Below are 14,516 nucleotides of genomic sequence, written 5' to 3'. Positions count from 1 at the left end.
GGGCTCCGGCATTTTTATGTCAGGGTATCGCCCATGATCATGCTGCTGGATCGCTGGCTCGGCCTCGCCGACCGCCTGTCGCGTTACGCCATCTGGGCTGGCGGCGCGCTGGTGCTGACCTCGGCCTTCCTGGTGTCCATCGACGTGCTGCTGCGCAAACTGCTGCTGGTCTCGGTCGGTGGCGCCGATGAACTCTCCGGCTATGCCTTCGCCATCGGCACCGCCTGGGCGCTGGCCTTCACCCTGCTGCGACGCGCCAACGTGCGCGTCGATGCCCTCTATGTCCGTCTGCCGCGCGCCATCTGCGCCATCCTTGATATCTTCGCACTGCTGTCGCTGGGCGGTTTCCTGCTGCTGCTGACCTGGCAGGCCTGGGATGTGCTGGGCACCTCGATCTCCTTCGGCGCGCGTGCCACCACCCCCCTGCAGACGCCGTTGTGGATGCCACAATCGCTTTGGGTGATCGGCCTTGCGCTGTTCCTCTTCACCCTGCTGCCCCTGCTGCTGCGCGCGCTGTTCGCGCTGCTGGGCGGCGACCTCGATACCGTGCGCCGTCTGGCCGGTGCGCGCAGCATCGAGGAAGACGCCGCCGACGAGGCCGCGCATACCGTCGCGCTCAAGCGGCAGGACTGATCCCATGCTGGCAACCTCCCTCATCCTCCTGCTTGCCCTGCTCGCTGCCGCCCTGCCGGTGGCCGGTGCCCTCGGCACGCTCGGTCTGCTGCTCGACCAGCTTTATTCCAAGATGCCGCTCAGCCTGGCGCTGGGCGAGGTCGCCTGGTCCTCCTCGAAGGATTTCCTGCTGGTCGCCATCCCGATGTTCATCCTGCTGGGCGAGATCCTGCTGCGCGCCGGCGTGGCCGAGCGCATGTACGAGGCGATGGTGAAATGGCTGGCCTGGATTCCCGGCGGCCTGATGCATTCCAATATCGGCGCCTGCGCCATCTTCGCCGCCACCTCGGGCTCCAGCGTCGCCACGGCCGCCACCGTCGGCACGGTGGCTTTGCCGCTGGTGAAGAAGCATGGCTATAACGAACGCCTGTTCCTCGGCACGCTGGCGGCCGGCGGCACTTTGGGCATCCTGATTCCGCCGTCGATCAACATCATCATCTATGCGGTGCTGACCGACACTTCGATCCCCAAGCTCTATCTGGCCGGCATCATCCCCGGCTTGGGCCTTGCCCTGCTGTTCATGGCGATGGTGGCCATCTTCTGCGTGGTGAAACCCGGCTGGGGCGGCAAGACCGTCAGGGTCGGCTGGGGCGAACGAATCCGCAGCCTGGCCGATCTGCTGCCGCCACTCGGCATTTTCCTCGTGGTGGTCGGTTCGATCTATGCCGGTCTCGCCACGCCCACCGAGGCCGCTTCGCTCGGTGTGGTCGCTGCGCTGGCGCTGGCGGCGGCCTACCGCAAGCTGTCGTTTGCCATGCTGAAGGAAGTGCTGGAAAACACCATGCGCACCACCGCCATGGTGATGCTGATCATCGTGGCCGCGTATTTCCTCAATTTCGTCATCTCGGCCATCGGCCTCACCGCCATGCTCACCGACTATATCGCCGGCCTGGGCCTGTCGAAATTCGAGATGCTGCTGGCCATCGTGGTGTTCTACCTGATCCTCGGCTGTTTCATGGAGACGCTCTCCATGATGATCACCACCATCCCCATCGTGGCGCCGGTGATGTTCGGCCTGGGTTTCGATCCGATCTGGTTCGGCATCGTCATCATCATCCTGATCGAGATGGCGCTGATCACGCCGCCGGTCGGCCTCAACCTCTTCGTCGTGCAGTCGCTGCGCACCAATGGCACGCTGAATGACGTGATCGCCGGATCGGTTCCCTTTGTGCTGGCGATGCTGGCATCCATCGTGCTGCTCGCGCTGTTTCCCGCCATCGCGCTGTGGCTGCCCAACACCTTTGGCTGAACGCAGGATTTTTGCCATGCTGACTTTCAACCGTCTTTGGGGCGAGCGCCGCGACCGCGTTGCCGTGCAGATCGATACCCTGATCGTGGCAGGCTGGGCCGGGCGCGACCAGCATGCCATCGAGCATCATATCGAGGAGTTGGCCGCCATCGGTGTGCCGCGGCCGTCTTCCGTGCCGCTGTTCTATCGCATCGGCACCGGCCAGCTTAGCCAGACTGGGTACCTGCAGGTGCTGGGCCCCGATACCTCGGGCGAGGTCGAGCCGGTGATCGTCTCGCTGGTCGATGGTCTCTGGGTCACGGTCGGCTCCGACCATACCGACCGCAAGGCCGAGGCCGCCGGCGTGGCACTGTCGAAACAGCTTTGCTCCAAGGTCCTTGGCAACGATCTGTGGCGTTATGAGGAGGTCGAGAAGCACTGGGACGACCTGATCCTGCGTGCCTGGGCCACCATCGACGGGCAGCGCGTGCTCTACCAGGAGGGCGCGGTCTCAGGCCTGCGCAGTCCGGCCGACCTGATGCAGCGCTACAGCAACAGCGCCACCCTGCCGCCCGGTTCGCTGATGTTCGGCGGTACCATTGGCGCCATCGGCGGCATCCGGCCGGCGGTGCGTTTCGAGATGGAGTTGGAAGACCCGGTGCTCAAGCGCAGGATCGGCCACGCCTACGACATCGAAGCCTTGCCTGTTGTCGCCTGAGGCGCGAAGCCCTATGACTGCGGCATGACCAGCTATCCGCAGATCCGCGCCTTTGGCGATACCGGCTTCAGCGTCGAGTTCGGCGAAGGCATCGACCGCGCGGTGAATGCGCAGGTGATGGCCCTGCATGCCGCGCTGGCGGAGGCGAAACTGCCTGGTGTGGTCGAGACCATCCCCTCTTTCCGCGCCCTGCTGGTGCAATACGACCCGCTCAATACATCGCGCGCCGATCTGGAAGCGCAGGTGCGCGCCATGTTGGCCGGCCTGAAGGCCGAACAGCGCACCGGTCGGCTCTGGCGCCTGCCGGTCTGCTACGCGCCCGATCTGGCGCCCGACCTGCTCGACGTGGCCGAACGCTGCAAGACCACGCCCGATGCCGTGGTCGCCACGCACACCGCCGGCCGCTATTTCGTCTACATGCTCGGCTTCATGCCAGGCCTTGCCTATATGGGCGGGCTGGCCGCGTCGCTGCATCTGCCGCGCCGCAAGGAACCGCGCCTGAAGGTGCCGCAGGGTTCGGTCGCCATCGCGGAATCGATGACCACGATCTATCCCTGGGAAAGCCCGGGCGGCTGGCACCTGATCGGCCGCACGCCGCTGAAGCTCTTCGATGCATCGCGGGCCGAGCCGATCCTGCTCGCCGCCGGCGACGAGGTCACCTACACGGCGATCTCGGCCGATGATTACGTCGCCATGCTCAGTCGGGTGGAGCAGGGTGCATTCGACTACGCCGCCCTGCAGATCAACGAGGGGCAGGTGAAGCCATGAGCGCCGCCGGCTTCCTCGATATTGTCTCGCCCGGCCTGATGACCAGCGTGCAGGATCTTGGCCGCTTCGGCGCGCAGGCCCTGGGCATGCCGGTGGCCGGTGCCACCGATCCCATCGCGCTTCGGCTGGTGAACCGCCTCGTCGGCAATCCCGAGAATACCGCGGCGCTGGAGATCGGCTATCTCGGCCCCGGCTTCACGGTGGCGGCCGAGAGGGTGCGCATCGCTTTCGGTGGCGTCGCCAAACTTGTGCTGCAGCCGGCTGATGGATCCGAAGCGCGCAGCCTGAAACCCTGGCGCTCGGTCTTGCTGAAACGCGGCGACCGGCTCTCCATCGGCGCCATCGAGGATGCCAGCGTGGCCTATCTGGCCGTGCAGGGCGGCTTCGCGCTGCCGCTGTTCATGGGCAGCCATTCCACCTATATGCGCTCCGGCCTCGGCGGCTTCGAAGGCCGTGCGCTGAAGGCGGGCGACCGCCTCCCGCTGGTGCTCGGCACCGCACCCGAGGGCGAGGAGCATGAACTGCCCGATGCCATCGACTATGGCAGCGGCCCCATCCGCGTTGTGCTCGGCCCGCAGGAAGACCGCTTCACGGCGAAGGGTATCGAGACCTTCCTCTCGGCCACCTACACCGTGACCAAGGAAGCCGACCGCATGGGCCTGCGCCTGGACGGCGCAACAGTGGAGCACACGCGCGGCGCCGATATCGCCTCCGAGGGCCTGGTCACCGGTTCGATCCAGATTCCCGGTAACGGCAAGCCGATCATCCTGATGGCCGACCGCCAGACCACCGGCGGCTATACCAAGATCGCCACGGTGATCTCGGCCGATCTGCCGCGCGTCGGCCGCATGAAGCCGGGCGATGCCCTGACCTTCCAGGCGATCGCGGTCGCCGAGGCCGAGGCGATCCGCCGCGCGCAGGAACAGGGCATCCGCCGCCTGGTCGAGAGCATCCGCACGGCCCTGCCGGATATATGGCTCGACCACAACGCCCTATATACTGTGAACCTGATCAGCGGCGCCGTGGATGCGCCCAGCGGGCACTGGCGCTGAATCGCGGAGACGGACCATGACCCTGAAAGTGAACCTGAACAGCGATCTGGGCGAAAGCTTCGGCGCCTGGACCATGGGCGACGACGCGGCGATGCTCTCCGTCGTCACCTCGGCCAATGTCGCCTGCGGGTTCCATGCCGGCGACTGGAGCGTGATGCAGGATACCGTGGCCGAGGCCGTGAAGAATGGCGTCTCCATCGGCGCGCATCCCTCCTATCCCGACCTGCAGGGGTTCGGCCGTCGGCCGATGACCATGAACAACAGGGAAGTCGAGGCCCTGATCGCCTATCAGGTCGGCGCGCTGATGGGCGTGGCGGCCACCAAGGGCGGCAAGGTCACCCATGTGAAGCCCCACGGCGCCATCAACAACAAGGCCGCCACCGACATGGACCTTGCCATGGCGCTGGCGCGCGGCATCGCCGGCGTCTCGCAGGACCTGATCTTCCTGGCGCCGGCCGGCTCGGCCATGGTGGATGCGGCGCGCAAGCTGAACCTGCCGGTGGCGCAGGAGGTCTTCGCCGACCGCAATTACGACGATGCGGGCAACCTGGTGCCGCGCGGCCAGCCGAAGGCCATGGTGCATGACAACGATGAAGCCCTGCAGAACGTGCTGCGCATGGTACAGGAGAAAGCCATTGTCTCGCTCTCGGGCAAGCGCATTCCCTGCAATGTCGATTCGATCTGCGTGCATGGCGACAGCGCCGGCGCGGTGTCCATGGCGCGCCATATCCGGGCCGGGCTGGAGCAGGCCGGCGTGAAGATCGTCACCCTGCCCGCGATGCTGGCATAGCCGCCGCGACCTGTTTTTTCAGAACGTGCCGCCGCGGCGGCGCGCCGTAGCGCGCCGTATAGGCGTTGATGAAATTGCTGACATGATTGTAACCCACGCGCCAGGCGATCTGCTTCAGCGGCGCGGCGCCTGATTCCAGTGCGATGCGGGCATGCTCCAGCCGGTAGTTGCGCAGCAGCTCGAAAACCGTGCTGCCGAATTCGCTGCGGAAACAGGCGTTCAGGCGTTTTTCGCTCAGGCCCACCGCGTCGGCCAGGTCGCCCAGGCCGGGCGGACGCCGCATGTCGAGCAGCAGCAGCCGGTGCGCCGTCGTCACCGCTTCGCGTTCCCGCGCCGTCAGGATGCGGGCGGGCCGGATCTGGCTCGCCATCTGGCTGGCCAGAAGCTGCAGCACGACGCCTTCCACGAACAGCAGCCGCAGCGGGCCGTTCAGGCCGGGCGCAAACAGCCCCTCGGCCAGATGGCGCAGCCGTCGCGTCGCGTGCATGCAGATAACGCGGCTGGTTTCCATTTCCGGCTCCAGCAACGGCAGCAGGGCAGGCGGAATGGCGCCGTCGAACATCCGCTCAAGCCGGTCGCGGCGCAGGGCATAACCAGCCAGGCGCAGGCGCTGCGGCGCCTTCACATGATAGCGCGGATCGCGGCCCGAGGGCCGGAACAATACGGCCTGGTCCGGCCCGGCCGTCACCTGCAGACCATCGGGTATCTCGATCTCGACATGGCCCTCGACTGCGATGGTACTGCTGGCCCAGGGTGTGCTTTCGGGCCCGCTTCCGGGGTCGCGCGACTGCACGGTGATGTCGCTGTGGATGGTGGCATGGGTGAGGAAGACGCGCAGGCCCGGCGCCACGTCGATGCGCTCGATCACGGCATCCCACTGCGCGTCGCTGATGCGCGTGCGCTCGTTGACCTTCAGGGCGCGGCCGCCATCCGGCTGGTGCAGCAGCCATTCGATGTCTTCCATCGCGCTCCTCCTTCCCGATCCCGTCTTTCAGATAGGAAGCGCGGAAGGTCGCGTTAAGGGGGTGGGGTTCGATCCGTGCGGCATAACAGGGCGGCGCGGCATACAAGAGGGGCGGCCTCGCGTCGTGTGTGGCTTGCCAATCCCAGGCCCCTTGTCGATGATGAGGGCCCTTATCCTTTTGTCCGGTCCGCCATGTTCCAGATCGCTCCGCCTGTCCTGCCTGGCTGCCTGCTCATGCGGGCGCCTACCCTGATGCTGGGCGAGGGCTGGTCGAGTCCCATCCACAGCGAAACCCATATGGGCCAGATCGGCATCCACGAGCGCTTCGTGGAGGACTGGATTCATTACGCCCTCAAGCCCGGCACGGTCCGCGGCCCGCGTTATCAGCTCGCTCCCGGCAGCCAGGCCATGCTGCTGCGCGTGTTGCGCGGCCGGATCTATTTCGCCGCCATCGACGTGCGCCGGGCATCCGATACCTTCGGCAAAGTAATGGAGGGTGAGATGTCCTATATGGGAGCCGAGCAGTTTTATGTCATGCCTGGCTTCGCTGTCGGTTGGTGCAGCATGGAGGCGGCCGTCGAGGTGCTGGTGAAGACCAGCGCCGGCAGCGATCCCGCGCTGGAACGCGGCATCAACTGGTGCGATCCGGCTTTGGGCATCAAATGGCCCGTAAGGCCGGTCGACGCGACCGTATCGGCCGAGGATGTCAGCCAGCCGATGCTGGCCGATCAGCCCGACCTGCTCTGATTCATGGCTGGCGGCATGGCCGGCAGCATGCCGCAGTTACAGCGCGCCGACGGCGCCCTGACTCTGCGCGTCGCGGCCCCGATCGCGCCGGGCAGTCTCAGCCGCATCGCCGATCTCTATCAGCACGATCCCTGCCGCGCGCTGATGCCGGCGCCCGATCCGGGCGAAGCCTTTACCGCCGTGCTGGTCACCACCGCCGGCGGCCTCACCGGCGGCGACCGCCTGCGGCTCGGCGTCGCGGTCGAGGCCGGTGCGGAAGCGCTCTGCACGCCCCAGGCGGCCGAGAAGATCTACCGCGCCGAACGCAACAGTGCGGCGGCCGATATCGATATCGCTCTGTCGGTCGCGGCCGGCGCCGCGCTCGAATGGCTGCCGCAGGAAACCATCCTGTTCGATGGCGCGCGGCTGGATCGCCGGGTTGGCATCGACCTGCAGGGCGATGCGCGGCTGCTGGCAGGCGACATCACCGTGTTCGGCCGCATCGCGCGCGGCGAGCGGTTCACCGCCGGCCGGCTGTTCGACCGCTGGCGCCTCTCGCTGGACGGACGCCTGCTGTGGCATGACGCCGCCAGGCTGGATGACGGCAGCCTCGACGCCACGCTCCGGCACCCCGCCGGCTTTGACGGCGCACTGGCCCAGGGCCTGATCCTGGCCCGGCTGCCGGAGCCGGATTTTGGATCGGCGTTGTTGCGCGACCGCCTGCGCGATTTGCTGCCGGCCGCCGAACAGCCCGACGGTGCCCTGTGGGGCACAACCGTGATCGATGGCCTGTTGCTGGTGCGACTGTTGGATCGTGACCCTGCGCGGCTGCGCCGCCAGTTCGGATTTTTATGGGCCGCTATGCGCCCCGGTCTGGGGCGCAAGGCCGCCATGCCGCGCCACTGGCATTTCTGATTGCCTCTAATTTAATCTATGCCTGTTTTTAGGCATTATTAGCCTAAAATTTAGGCTTACGCGCGGCGAAGTAGTTCACAAGATCGCTGTAGAATCACCGCGGTAGTAATCCATCTCCAGCATGGTGTTTGTCATATTGCAGCGCGGAATCAGCGCATTACCGGGGGTATCGGATCATGCCCTCACGGCATTCCGGCCTTGGCACGCTCCTTGCCATTCCTGACCTGTGCGGCTGAGCCCATGGGGGGGCCAGACCCAAAGCAGGAGAGGAAGAGAATGAGCAAATTCATGCGGACCATGGCCGCAGCAGGCGCGATGCTTGGGGCGGCCGCCTTCGGCAGCCAGGGCGCCTTGGCGCAGGACACGATCAAGGTCGGCGTCCTGCATTCGCTGTCCGGCACCATGGCGATCTCGGAGACGACCCTGAAGGACACCGTCCTGATGATGGTCGACGACATCAACAAGAAGGGCGGCCTGCTCGGCAAGAAGGTCGAGGCGGTGGTGGTCGATCCGGCTTCCAACTGGCCGCTCTTTGCCGAAAAGGCGCGCGAGCTGATCTCGAAGGAAAAGGTCGCGGTAGTGTTCGGCTGCTGGACCTCGGTGTCGCGCAAATCCGTGCTGCCGGTTTTCGAGGAACTGAACAGCATGCTGTTCTACCCCGTCCAGTATGAGGGCGAGGAAAGCTCGAAGAACGTCTTCTACACCGGCGCCGCGCCGAACCAGCAGGCCATCCCGGCGGTGGAATACCTGATGGGCAAGGAAGGCGGCGAGGTGAAGCGCTGGGTGCTGGCCGGCACCGACTACGTCTATCCGCGCACCACCAACAAGATTCTTGAGGCCTTCCTGAAGTCGAAAGGCGTGAAGCAGGAAGACATCATGATCAACTACACGCCGTTTGGTCACAGTGACTGGCAGACCATCGTGGCGGACATCAAGAAGTTCGCCTCGGCCGGCAAGAAGACCGCCGTGGTCTCCACCATCAACGGCGATGCCAACGTGCCGTTCTACAAGGAGCTGGCCAACGCGGGCATCAAGGCCTCCGACATCCCGGTGGTGGCCTTCTCGGTCGGCGAGGAAGAACTGGCCGGCATCGACACCAAGAACCTGGTCGGTCACCTGGCCGCCTGGAACTACTTCCAGTCGGTGAAGAACCCGGTCAACGACGCTTTCATCAAGCAGTGGAAGACCTTCATCAAGAACGACAAGCGCGTCACCAACGATCCGATGGAAGCCACCTATATCGGCTTCAAGATGTGGGCGCAGGCCGTTGCCCAGGCCGGCACCACCAACGTGGATGCCGTGCGCCAGGCCATGTATGGCCAGAAGGTCAAGGCGCCGTCGGGCTTCACGGCCGTGATGAACACCAACCATCACCTGTCCAAGCCGGTGATGATCGGCGAAATCCGCCCGGATGGCCAGTTCAACATCGTCTGGCAGACCAAGGGTCCGGTGAAGGCCGATGCCTGGTCGAAATACATCCCGGAAAGCGCCAAGCTGACGGCCGACTGGACCTTCCCGTGGGTCTGCGGCAACTGCGAGAAGCCGAAATACGCGGCGCTGACCAACTGAGCGCGACCCAACTGAGTGCGACGTTGACCTGATGGCGACCGGCCCCCTCCTCCGTCCCGAGACGCGGGAAGGGGCCGGCACCGCCACCGACTGCATCACCAGAACAACGATAAAAACCGTCCCGTCTTCAAATCTCGCAGAGCGTCTGGTGCCGATGAACCGTTTCCTGCCCATTCTATTGGTCGCGCTGATGCTGGCGTTGCTGGTCGCGATGCGTCCGGCCCATGCCCAGGATCTGGCCGATACCCTGGTCGGTCTGGCCGAGAGCGATCCCAAGCCTGCCATCGCCGCGCTCACCGCCAGTGATGACGACAAGGCCAAGGCCGCGCTGGCCGCGCTGGCCCAAGGCAATCTCTATCTGCGGCTGGCCGACAATGCCGTGGTGATCGGCGAGAAGGACGGCGAAATGATCGTCGTCACCAATGCCGCCACCGGCGACATCGAGGACATGGCCAAACCGGAAGAGTTGCAGGCCATAACGTTGCCCGACGATGCGCGCGCCCTGCTGGGTGATGCCGGGGCAACGAAGGCAAGCGGCCCGCTGGATTTCGCCGGCGCCGTGGCCGCGCTGAAGGCCGACAGTTTCTCCGACAAGGCGAAGGCCATCGATGCGCTCACCGCGCTGGCCGATCCGCGTGCCATCCCGGTCTTCCAGGCGCTGGCCGATGGCCGGCTGTTCCTGCGCAAAAACGACGGGGCCGTCGTGATCGGCAATGCCAGCGGCAACGACGTGGCGCTCACCGATCCCGTCGCCCAGGAAAAGCTCGGCATCGTCGCGCCGGGCGAACTGGACGTGATCTTCGTCAACAACAACCTGCGCAACGTGCTGCGCGAGGCGGTCGGCCGGCTGGGCCTGTCCAGCCCCGATCCGGCACAGCGCCGGGCCGCCGCCAATGCCCTGCTGGATAACGCCACGCCGGAGGCCGTCGCGCTGCTGCGCGAGGCCTATGCAAAAGAAACCAGCGGCAGCGCAAAATCCGCCATGGCGCTCACCCTTGCCGCCGTCGATCTGGCCGATGCCGACAAGGTCAGGCGTCTGCAGGCGATTCAGGTGCTGGGCGGTTCGTCCAACCTGCGCGTGCGGGCCATGCTGCAGGCGCGCCTGAGTCAGGAAAGCGAGCCCGACGTCAAGGCGGCGCTGAACGCCGCGTTCGACAAGCTGCAGTTTAAGTTGCAACTCTATGGGTATGCCGAAAATCTGGTGCAGGGCATCTCGCTCGGTTCGGTGCTGCTGCTGGCCGCCGTCGGACTGGCGATCACGTTCGGCGTCATGGGCATCATCAACATGGCCCATGGCGAGATGATCATGCTGGGCGCCTACTCGGCCTATGTGACGCAGGAAATCTTCCGCGCTTTCTTGCCGCCCGCCTGGATCGGCGCCTATCTGGTCGCGGCCCTGCCGATGGCCTTCCTGGTGGCGGCCCTGGTCGGCATCGCGCTGGAGCGCGGCGTAATCCGTTTCCTCTACGGCCGGCCGCTGGAAACCATGCTGGCCACCTGGGGCATCAGCCTGATCCTGCAGCAGGCGGTGCGCGCCATCTTCGGCGCGCCCAACAAGGAAGTCGCCAATCCGGAATGGATGACCGGCGCGTTGGAACTGGCCGGCGGCTTCGCCATCACCTGGAATCGCATCTACATCATCATCTTCTGTTTCGCTGTGCTGGGCCTGATCGCGCTGATCCTGCGCAGGACCAGCTTCGGCCTGCATATGCGTGCCGTGACGCAGAACCGCGCCATGGCCGATGTGATGGGCATTCCGACGGCGCGCATCGACGCGCTCACCTTCGGCCTGGGCTCGGGCATCGCCGGCATGGCCGGCGTGGCCTTGAGCCAGATCGGCAATGTCTCGCCCAATCTCGGCACCATCTACATCGTCGACAGTTTCCTGGTCGTCGTCTTCGGCGGCGTCGGCAACCTGATGGGGACGCTGGTCGGCGCGCTCACGCTCGGTGTGGTCAACAAGCTGCTCGAGCCGGTGGCCGGCGCGGTGCTGGGCAAGGTGGTCGTTCTGGTCTGCATCATCCTGTTCATCCAGAAACGCCCGCGCGGGCTGTTCGCGGCCAAGGGGCGCTCCGCCGATGCTTAACAAGACCGGGCATGAGGATTTAAAAACGCTCGCGCAGCCCAAGCCTTTGCTCGACCGGCGCGGCTGGGCGGTTTTCCTTGGCATCGGTTTCGTGCTGATCGTACTGGTGCCGCTGCTGAACCTGCTGCCGGCCTCCGGATCGGCCTTGCACCTGCCGGGCTATCTGATTCCGCTGCTCGGCAAATACGCCTGCTACGCCATCCTGGCGCTCAGCCTCGATCTGGTCTGGGGCTATGCCGGCATCCTCAGCCTGGGCCATGGCGCTTTCTTCGCGCTTGGCGGCTATGCCATGGGCATGTACCTGATGCGCCAGATCGGCACGCGGGGTGTTTATGGTCATCCTGAGCTGCCGGACTTCATGGTCTTCCTGAACTGGAAGGAACTGCCCTGGTACTGGTATGGCTTCGACAGTTTCCCCTTCGCGCTGCTGATGGTGTTCCTGGTGCCGGGCCTGCTGGCGCTGGTGCTGGGCTGGTTCGCTTTCCGCAGCCGCGTCACCGGCGTCTATATCTCCATCGTCACTCAGGCGATGACCTTCGCCCTGTTGCTCGCCTTCTTCCGCAACGACATGGGCTTCGGCGGCAATAACGGCCTGACCGATTTCAAGGACATTCTGGGCTTTTCGGTGCAGGCGCCGGAAACCCGCATCGGGCTGTATGTGGCATCGGTGCTCAGCCTCGGCCTGTGCTTCCTGCTCTGCCGGTTCGTCACCCGCTCCAAGCTCGGCCGCGTGCTGCTGGCGGTGCGCGATGCCGAAAGCCGGGTGCGCTTCCTCGGTTATTCGCCCACCTCGGCCAAGCTGTTCGCCTTCGTGCTTTCGGCTCTGCTCGCCGGCCTGGCCGGCGCGCTTTATGTGCCGCAGGTCGGCATCATCAATCCATCGGAATTCTCGCCGGCCAATTCCATCGAGATCGCCATCTGGGTGGCGGTTGGCGGTCGCGGTACGCTCTATGGCGCCGTCCTCGGCGGCGTGCTGATCAACCTGGTCAAGACCTGGCTCACCGGCGCCGCGCCCGAACTCTGGCTGTTCGTGCTGGGCGCCCTGTTCGTCGCTTCCACGCTGCTGTTTCCCAAGGGCATCGTCGGCCTGGTCGGCCAGTGGCAGGCCTGGCGCGCCGAGCGGCGCAGCTATCAGTCGACTGCGCCAACCGGAAAGGCGGCTGAATGATGCGCCCCGCCATGCCGCAACCCACGCCGCTGCTCGAACCCGCCACCGCGGGCATTGCGCCCGACGTGGTGCACAAGCCGCGCGTCTCGGATACCCAGCTTTATCTCGATGGCGTCACCGTCTCCTTCGATGGCTTCAGGGCGATCAACAACCTGGCCCTGATGGTGGCGCCGGGCGAGTTGCGCACCATCATCGGCCCGAACGGTGCCGGCAAGACCACGATGATGGACATCATCACCGGCAAGACCCGGCCCGACGAGGGTGAGGTTTTGTTCGCCGGCCGCATCGACCTGACCAAGCTGGACGAGACCGAAATCGCCAATCTCGGCATCGGCCGCAAATTCCAAAAGCCCACGGTGTTCGAGAATCTCACCGTGTTCGAGAATTTCGAACTCGCGCTGAAGGCGCCGCGCGGTTCCTTCCGCACGCTCACGGCACGGCTGGACTCGGAAGCGCTCGACCGCATCGCCTGGGCGCTGGATACGGTGGGGATGGCCGCCAGGCTGCGCGATTCCGCCGGTGCACTCAGCCATGGCCAGAAACAGTGGCTCGAGATCGGCATGCTGCTGGTGCAGGACACCCAGCTCATCCTGCTGGATGAGCCGGTGGCCGGCATGACCGATGCCGAAACCAAGCAGACCGCCGAGCTGATCCTGTCGCTGAAAGGCGAACGGACCCTGGTGGTGGTGGAGCACGACATGGAATTCGTGCGCGACCTCGGCGCGCGTGTCACCGTGCTGCACGAGGGCAGCGTGCTGTCGGAAGGCAGCGTCGATCATGTGCAGAACGATCCGCGCGTGATCGAAGTCTATCTGGGGCGCTGATCTCATGCTGAAAGCCGAAGGACTGAATCTCTATTACGGCGCCAGCCATGCCCTGCGCGATGTGGCACTGACGGCCGAAGCGGGCAAGATCACCTGCGTGCTGGGCCGCAACGGCGTGGGCAAGACCTCGCTGATGCGCGCCCTGGTCGGCCTGCAGGGCGTGCGCAGCGGCGCCATCCTGTGGGAAGGCGAGGACATCGTCGGGCTGAAACCCCATGAACGGGCCCGGCGCGGCATCGCCATGGTGCCGCAGGGCCGCGAAATCTTCCCGCGCCTCACGGTCTACGAAAACTTGGAGACCGGGCTGGCACCCTTGCCCCGGGGCGAACGCAGCATCGACGACGAGATTTTTGCCCTGTTCCCGGTGCTGCACGAGATGCGCAACCGCCGCGGCGGCGATCTTTCGGGGGGACAGCAGCAGCAGCTGGCGATCGCGCGGGCCCTGGTCACGCGTCCCCGGCTGCTGCTGTTGGACGAACCGACCGAGGGCATCCAGCCCTCGATCATCAAGGATATCGGCAGGGTGATCCGCAGCCTGGCCGACCGCGGCACCATGGCCATCGTGCTGGTCGAGCAGTATTTCGACTTCGCCAAGGCCCTGGCCGACCGCTTCATCCTGCTCCAGCGCGGCGAAGTCGTGGTCGAAGGCGACGCTTCCCGGCTGGAAGGCGACGACGTCCGCCGCTATCTTACCGTCTGAATTCAGTCTGCCTGGGGGAGCGACGCGGCATGAATCTCACGCCCCGCGAGAAGGATAAATTGCTGGTCGCCATGGCGGCCATGGTCGCCCGCCGCCGGCTGGAGCGCGGGGTGAAGCTGAACCACCCCGAGGCCGTGGCGCTGATCACCGATTATGTGGTGGAGGGTGCGCGCGACGGCCGCTCCGTGGCCGAGCTGATGCGCGACGGCGCCGGCGTGATCACCCGCGACCAGGTGATGCCCGGCATCGCCGAAATGATCCACGAGATCCAGGTGGAGGCCACCTTCCCGGACGGCACCAAGCTGGTGACCGTGCATAATCCGATCCGCTGACGGA

At 65.5% G+C, this 14,516-nt stretch carries 15 protein-coding genes; 14 read left to right on the top strand and 1 reads right to left on the bottom strand.

Annotation, left to right across the window (positions count from 1 at the left end):
• Positions 1-33: 33 nt before the first annotated feature.
• Genes ACK4FJ_RS09755 through ACK4FJ_RS09730 form a run of 6 tightly spaced genes read left to right on the top strand, consistent with a single transcriptional unit; the run spans position 34 to position 5,228 of the window.
• Positions 34-633: a TRAP transporter small permease subunit gene (locus tag ACK4FJ_RS09755; RefSeq protein WP_409765853.1), complete on the top strand. Its 600-nt coding sequence runs from the start codon at positions 34-36 to the stop codon at positions 631-633.
• Between the two features lie 4 nt (positions 634-637).
• Positions 638-1,921 carry a TRAP transporter large permease gene (locus tag ACK4FJ_RS09750; protein WP_409765851.1) on the top strand — a complete coding sequence of 428 codons (1,284 nt, stop codon included), beginning with the start codon at positions 638-640 and terminating at the stop codon, positions 1,919-1,921.
• A gap of 16 nt (positions 1,922-1,937) precedes the next feature.
• Positions 1,938-2,618, top strand: coding sequence for a DUF2848 domain-containing protein (locus ACK4FJ_RS09745; RefSeq protein ID WP_409765849.1), 681 nt, complete (start codon positions 1,938-1,940; stop codon positions 2,616-2,618).
• A gap of 24 nt (positions 2,619-2,642) precedes the next feature.
• Positions 2,643-3,386, top strand: coding sequence for a 5-oxoprolinase subunit PxpB (gene pxpB, locus ACK4FJ_RS09740; protein WP_409765847.1), 744 nt, complete (start codon positions 2,643-2,645; stop codon positions 3,384-3,386).
• Positions 3,383-4,438 (top strand): biotin-dependent carboxyltransferase family protein, encoded by a 1,056-nt coding sequence (locus ACK4FJ_RS09735; RefSeq protein ID WP_409765845.1) that lies wholly within the window; start codon positions 3,383-3,385, stop codon positions 4,436-4,438. Before pxpB ends, ACK4FJ_RS09735 begins: the two co-directional genes overlap by 4 nt.
• A 16-nt stretch (positions 4,439-4,454) precedes the next feature.
• Entirely contained in the window at positions 4,455-5,228 is a 774-nt protein-coding gene (locus ACK4FJ_RS09730; protein ID WP_409765843.1) for a LamB/YcsF family protein, read from the top strand.
• Here ACK4FJ_RS09730 and ACK4FJ_RS09725 read toward each other — a convergent pair.
• Positions 5,203-6,192, bottom strand: a complete 990-nt coding sequence (locus ACK4FJ_RS09725; RefSeq protein ID WP_409765841.1) for a helix-turn-helix transcriptional regulator — start codon at positions 6,190-6,192, stop codon at positions 5,203-5,205. The genes ACK4FJ_RS09730 and ACK4FJ_RS09725 overlap by 26 nt on opposite strands.
• Positions 6,193-6,384: 192 nt before the next feature.
• Here ACK4FJ_RS09725 and ACK4FJ_RS09720 point away from each other — a divergent pair, with 192 nt between their 5' ends.
• The 8 genes from ACK4FJ_RS09720 (at position 6,385) to ACK4FJ_RS09685 (ending at position 14,512) form a co-directional block, all read left to right on the top strand.
• Positions 6,385-6,939 (top strand): dTDP-4-dehydrorhamnose 3,5-epimerase family protein, encoded by a 555-nt coding sequence (locus ACK4FJ_RS09720; protein ID WP_409765839.1) that lies wholly within the window; start codon positions 6,385-6,387, stop codon positions 6,937-6,939.
• Between the two features lie 3 nt (positions 6,940-6,942).
• The gene (locus ACK4FJ_RS09715; RefSeq protein ID WP_409765837.1) at positions 6,943-7,833 is read left to right on the top strand and encodes an urease accessory protein UreD; all 891 of its coding nucleotides are present in this window, start codon (positions 6,943-6,945) and stop codon (positions 7,831-7,833) included.
• Positions 7,834-8,130: 297 nt separating this feature from the next.
• Complete coding sequence (gene urtA / locus ACK4FJ_RS09710; protein WP_409766726.1) at positions 8,131-9,402, top strand: urea ABC transporter substrate-binding protein; 1,272 nt, start codon at positions 8,131-8,133, stop codon at positions 9,400-9,402.
• Positions 9,403-9,556: 154 nt separating this feature from the next.
• Positions 9,557-11,488, top strand: coding sequence for an urea ABC transporter permease subunit UrtB (gene urtB / locus ACK4FJ_RS09705; protein ID WP_409765835.1), 1,932 nt, complete (start codon positions 9,557-9,559; stop codon positions 11,486-11,488).
• Positions 11,481-12,656, top strand: coding sequence for an urea ABC transporter permease subunit UrtC (gene urtC, locus ACK4FJ_RS09700; RefSeq protein ID WP_409765833.1), 1,176 nt, complete (start codon positions 11,481-11,483; stop codon positions 12,654-12,656). The genes urtB and urtC overlap by 8 nt, the downstream gene beginning before the upstream one ends.
• Positions 12,653-13,480: an urea ABC transporter ATP-binding protein UrtD gene (urtD, locus tag ACK4FJ_RS09695; protein ID WP_409765831.1), complete on the top strand. Its 828-nt coding sequence runs from the start codon at positions 12,653-12,655 to the stop codon at positions 13,478-13,480. Before urtC ends, urtD begins: the two co-directional genes overlap by 4 nt.
• Before the next feature lie 4 nt (positions 13,481-13,484).
• Entirely contained in the window at positions 13,485-14,180 is a 696-nt protein-coding gene (gene urtE / locus ACK4FJ_RS09690) for an urea ABC transporter ATP-binding subunit UrtE (protein WP_409765829.1), read from the top strand.
• Positions 14,181-14,209: 29 nt separating this feature from the next.
• A complete protein-coding gene (locus tag ACK4FJ_RS09685) occupies positions 14,210-14,512 on the top strand; it encodes an urease subunit gamma (RefSeq protein ID WP_409765827.1) in 303 nt (100 codons plus the stop codon).
• Positions 14,513-14,516 lie beyond the last annotated feature (4 nt).

Origin of the sequence: Ferrovibrio sp., assembly GCF_046297595.1 — a bacterium.
Taxonomy (GTDB): Bacteria; Pseudomonadota; Alphaproteobacteria; order Ferrovibrionales; family Ferrovibrionaceae; genus Ferrovibrio.
This window is presented reverse-complemented; position numbering and strand designations above follow the sequence as displayed.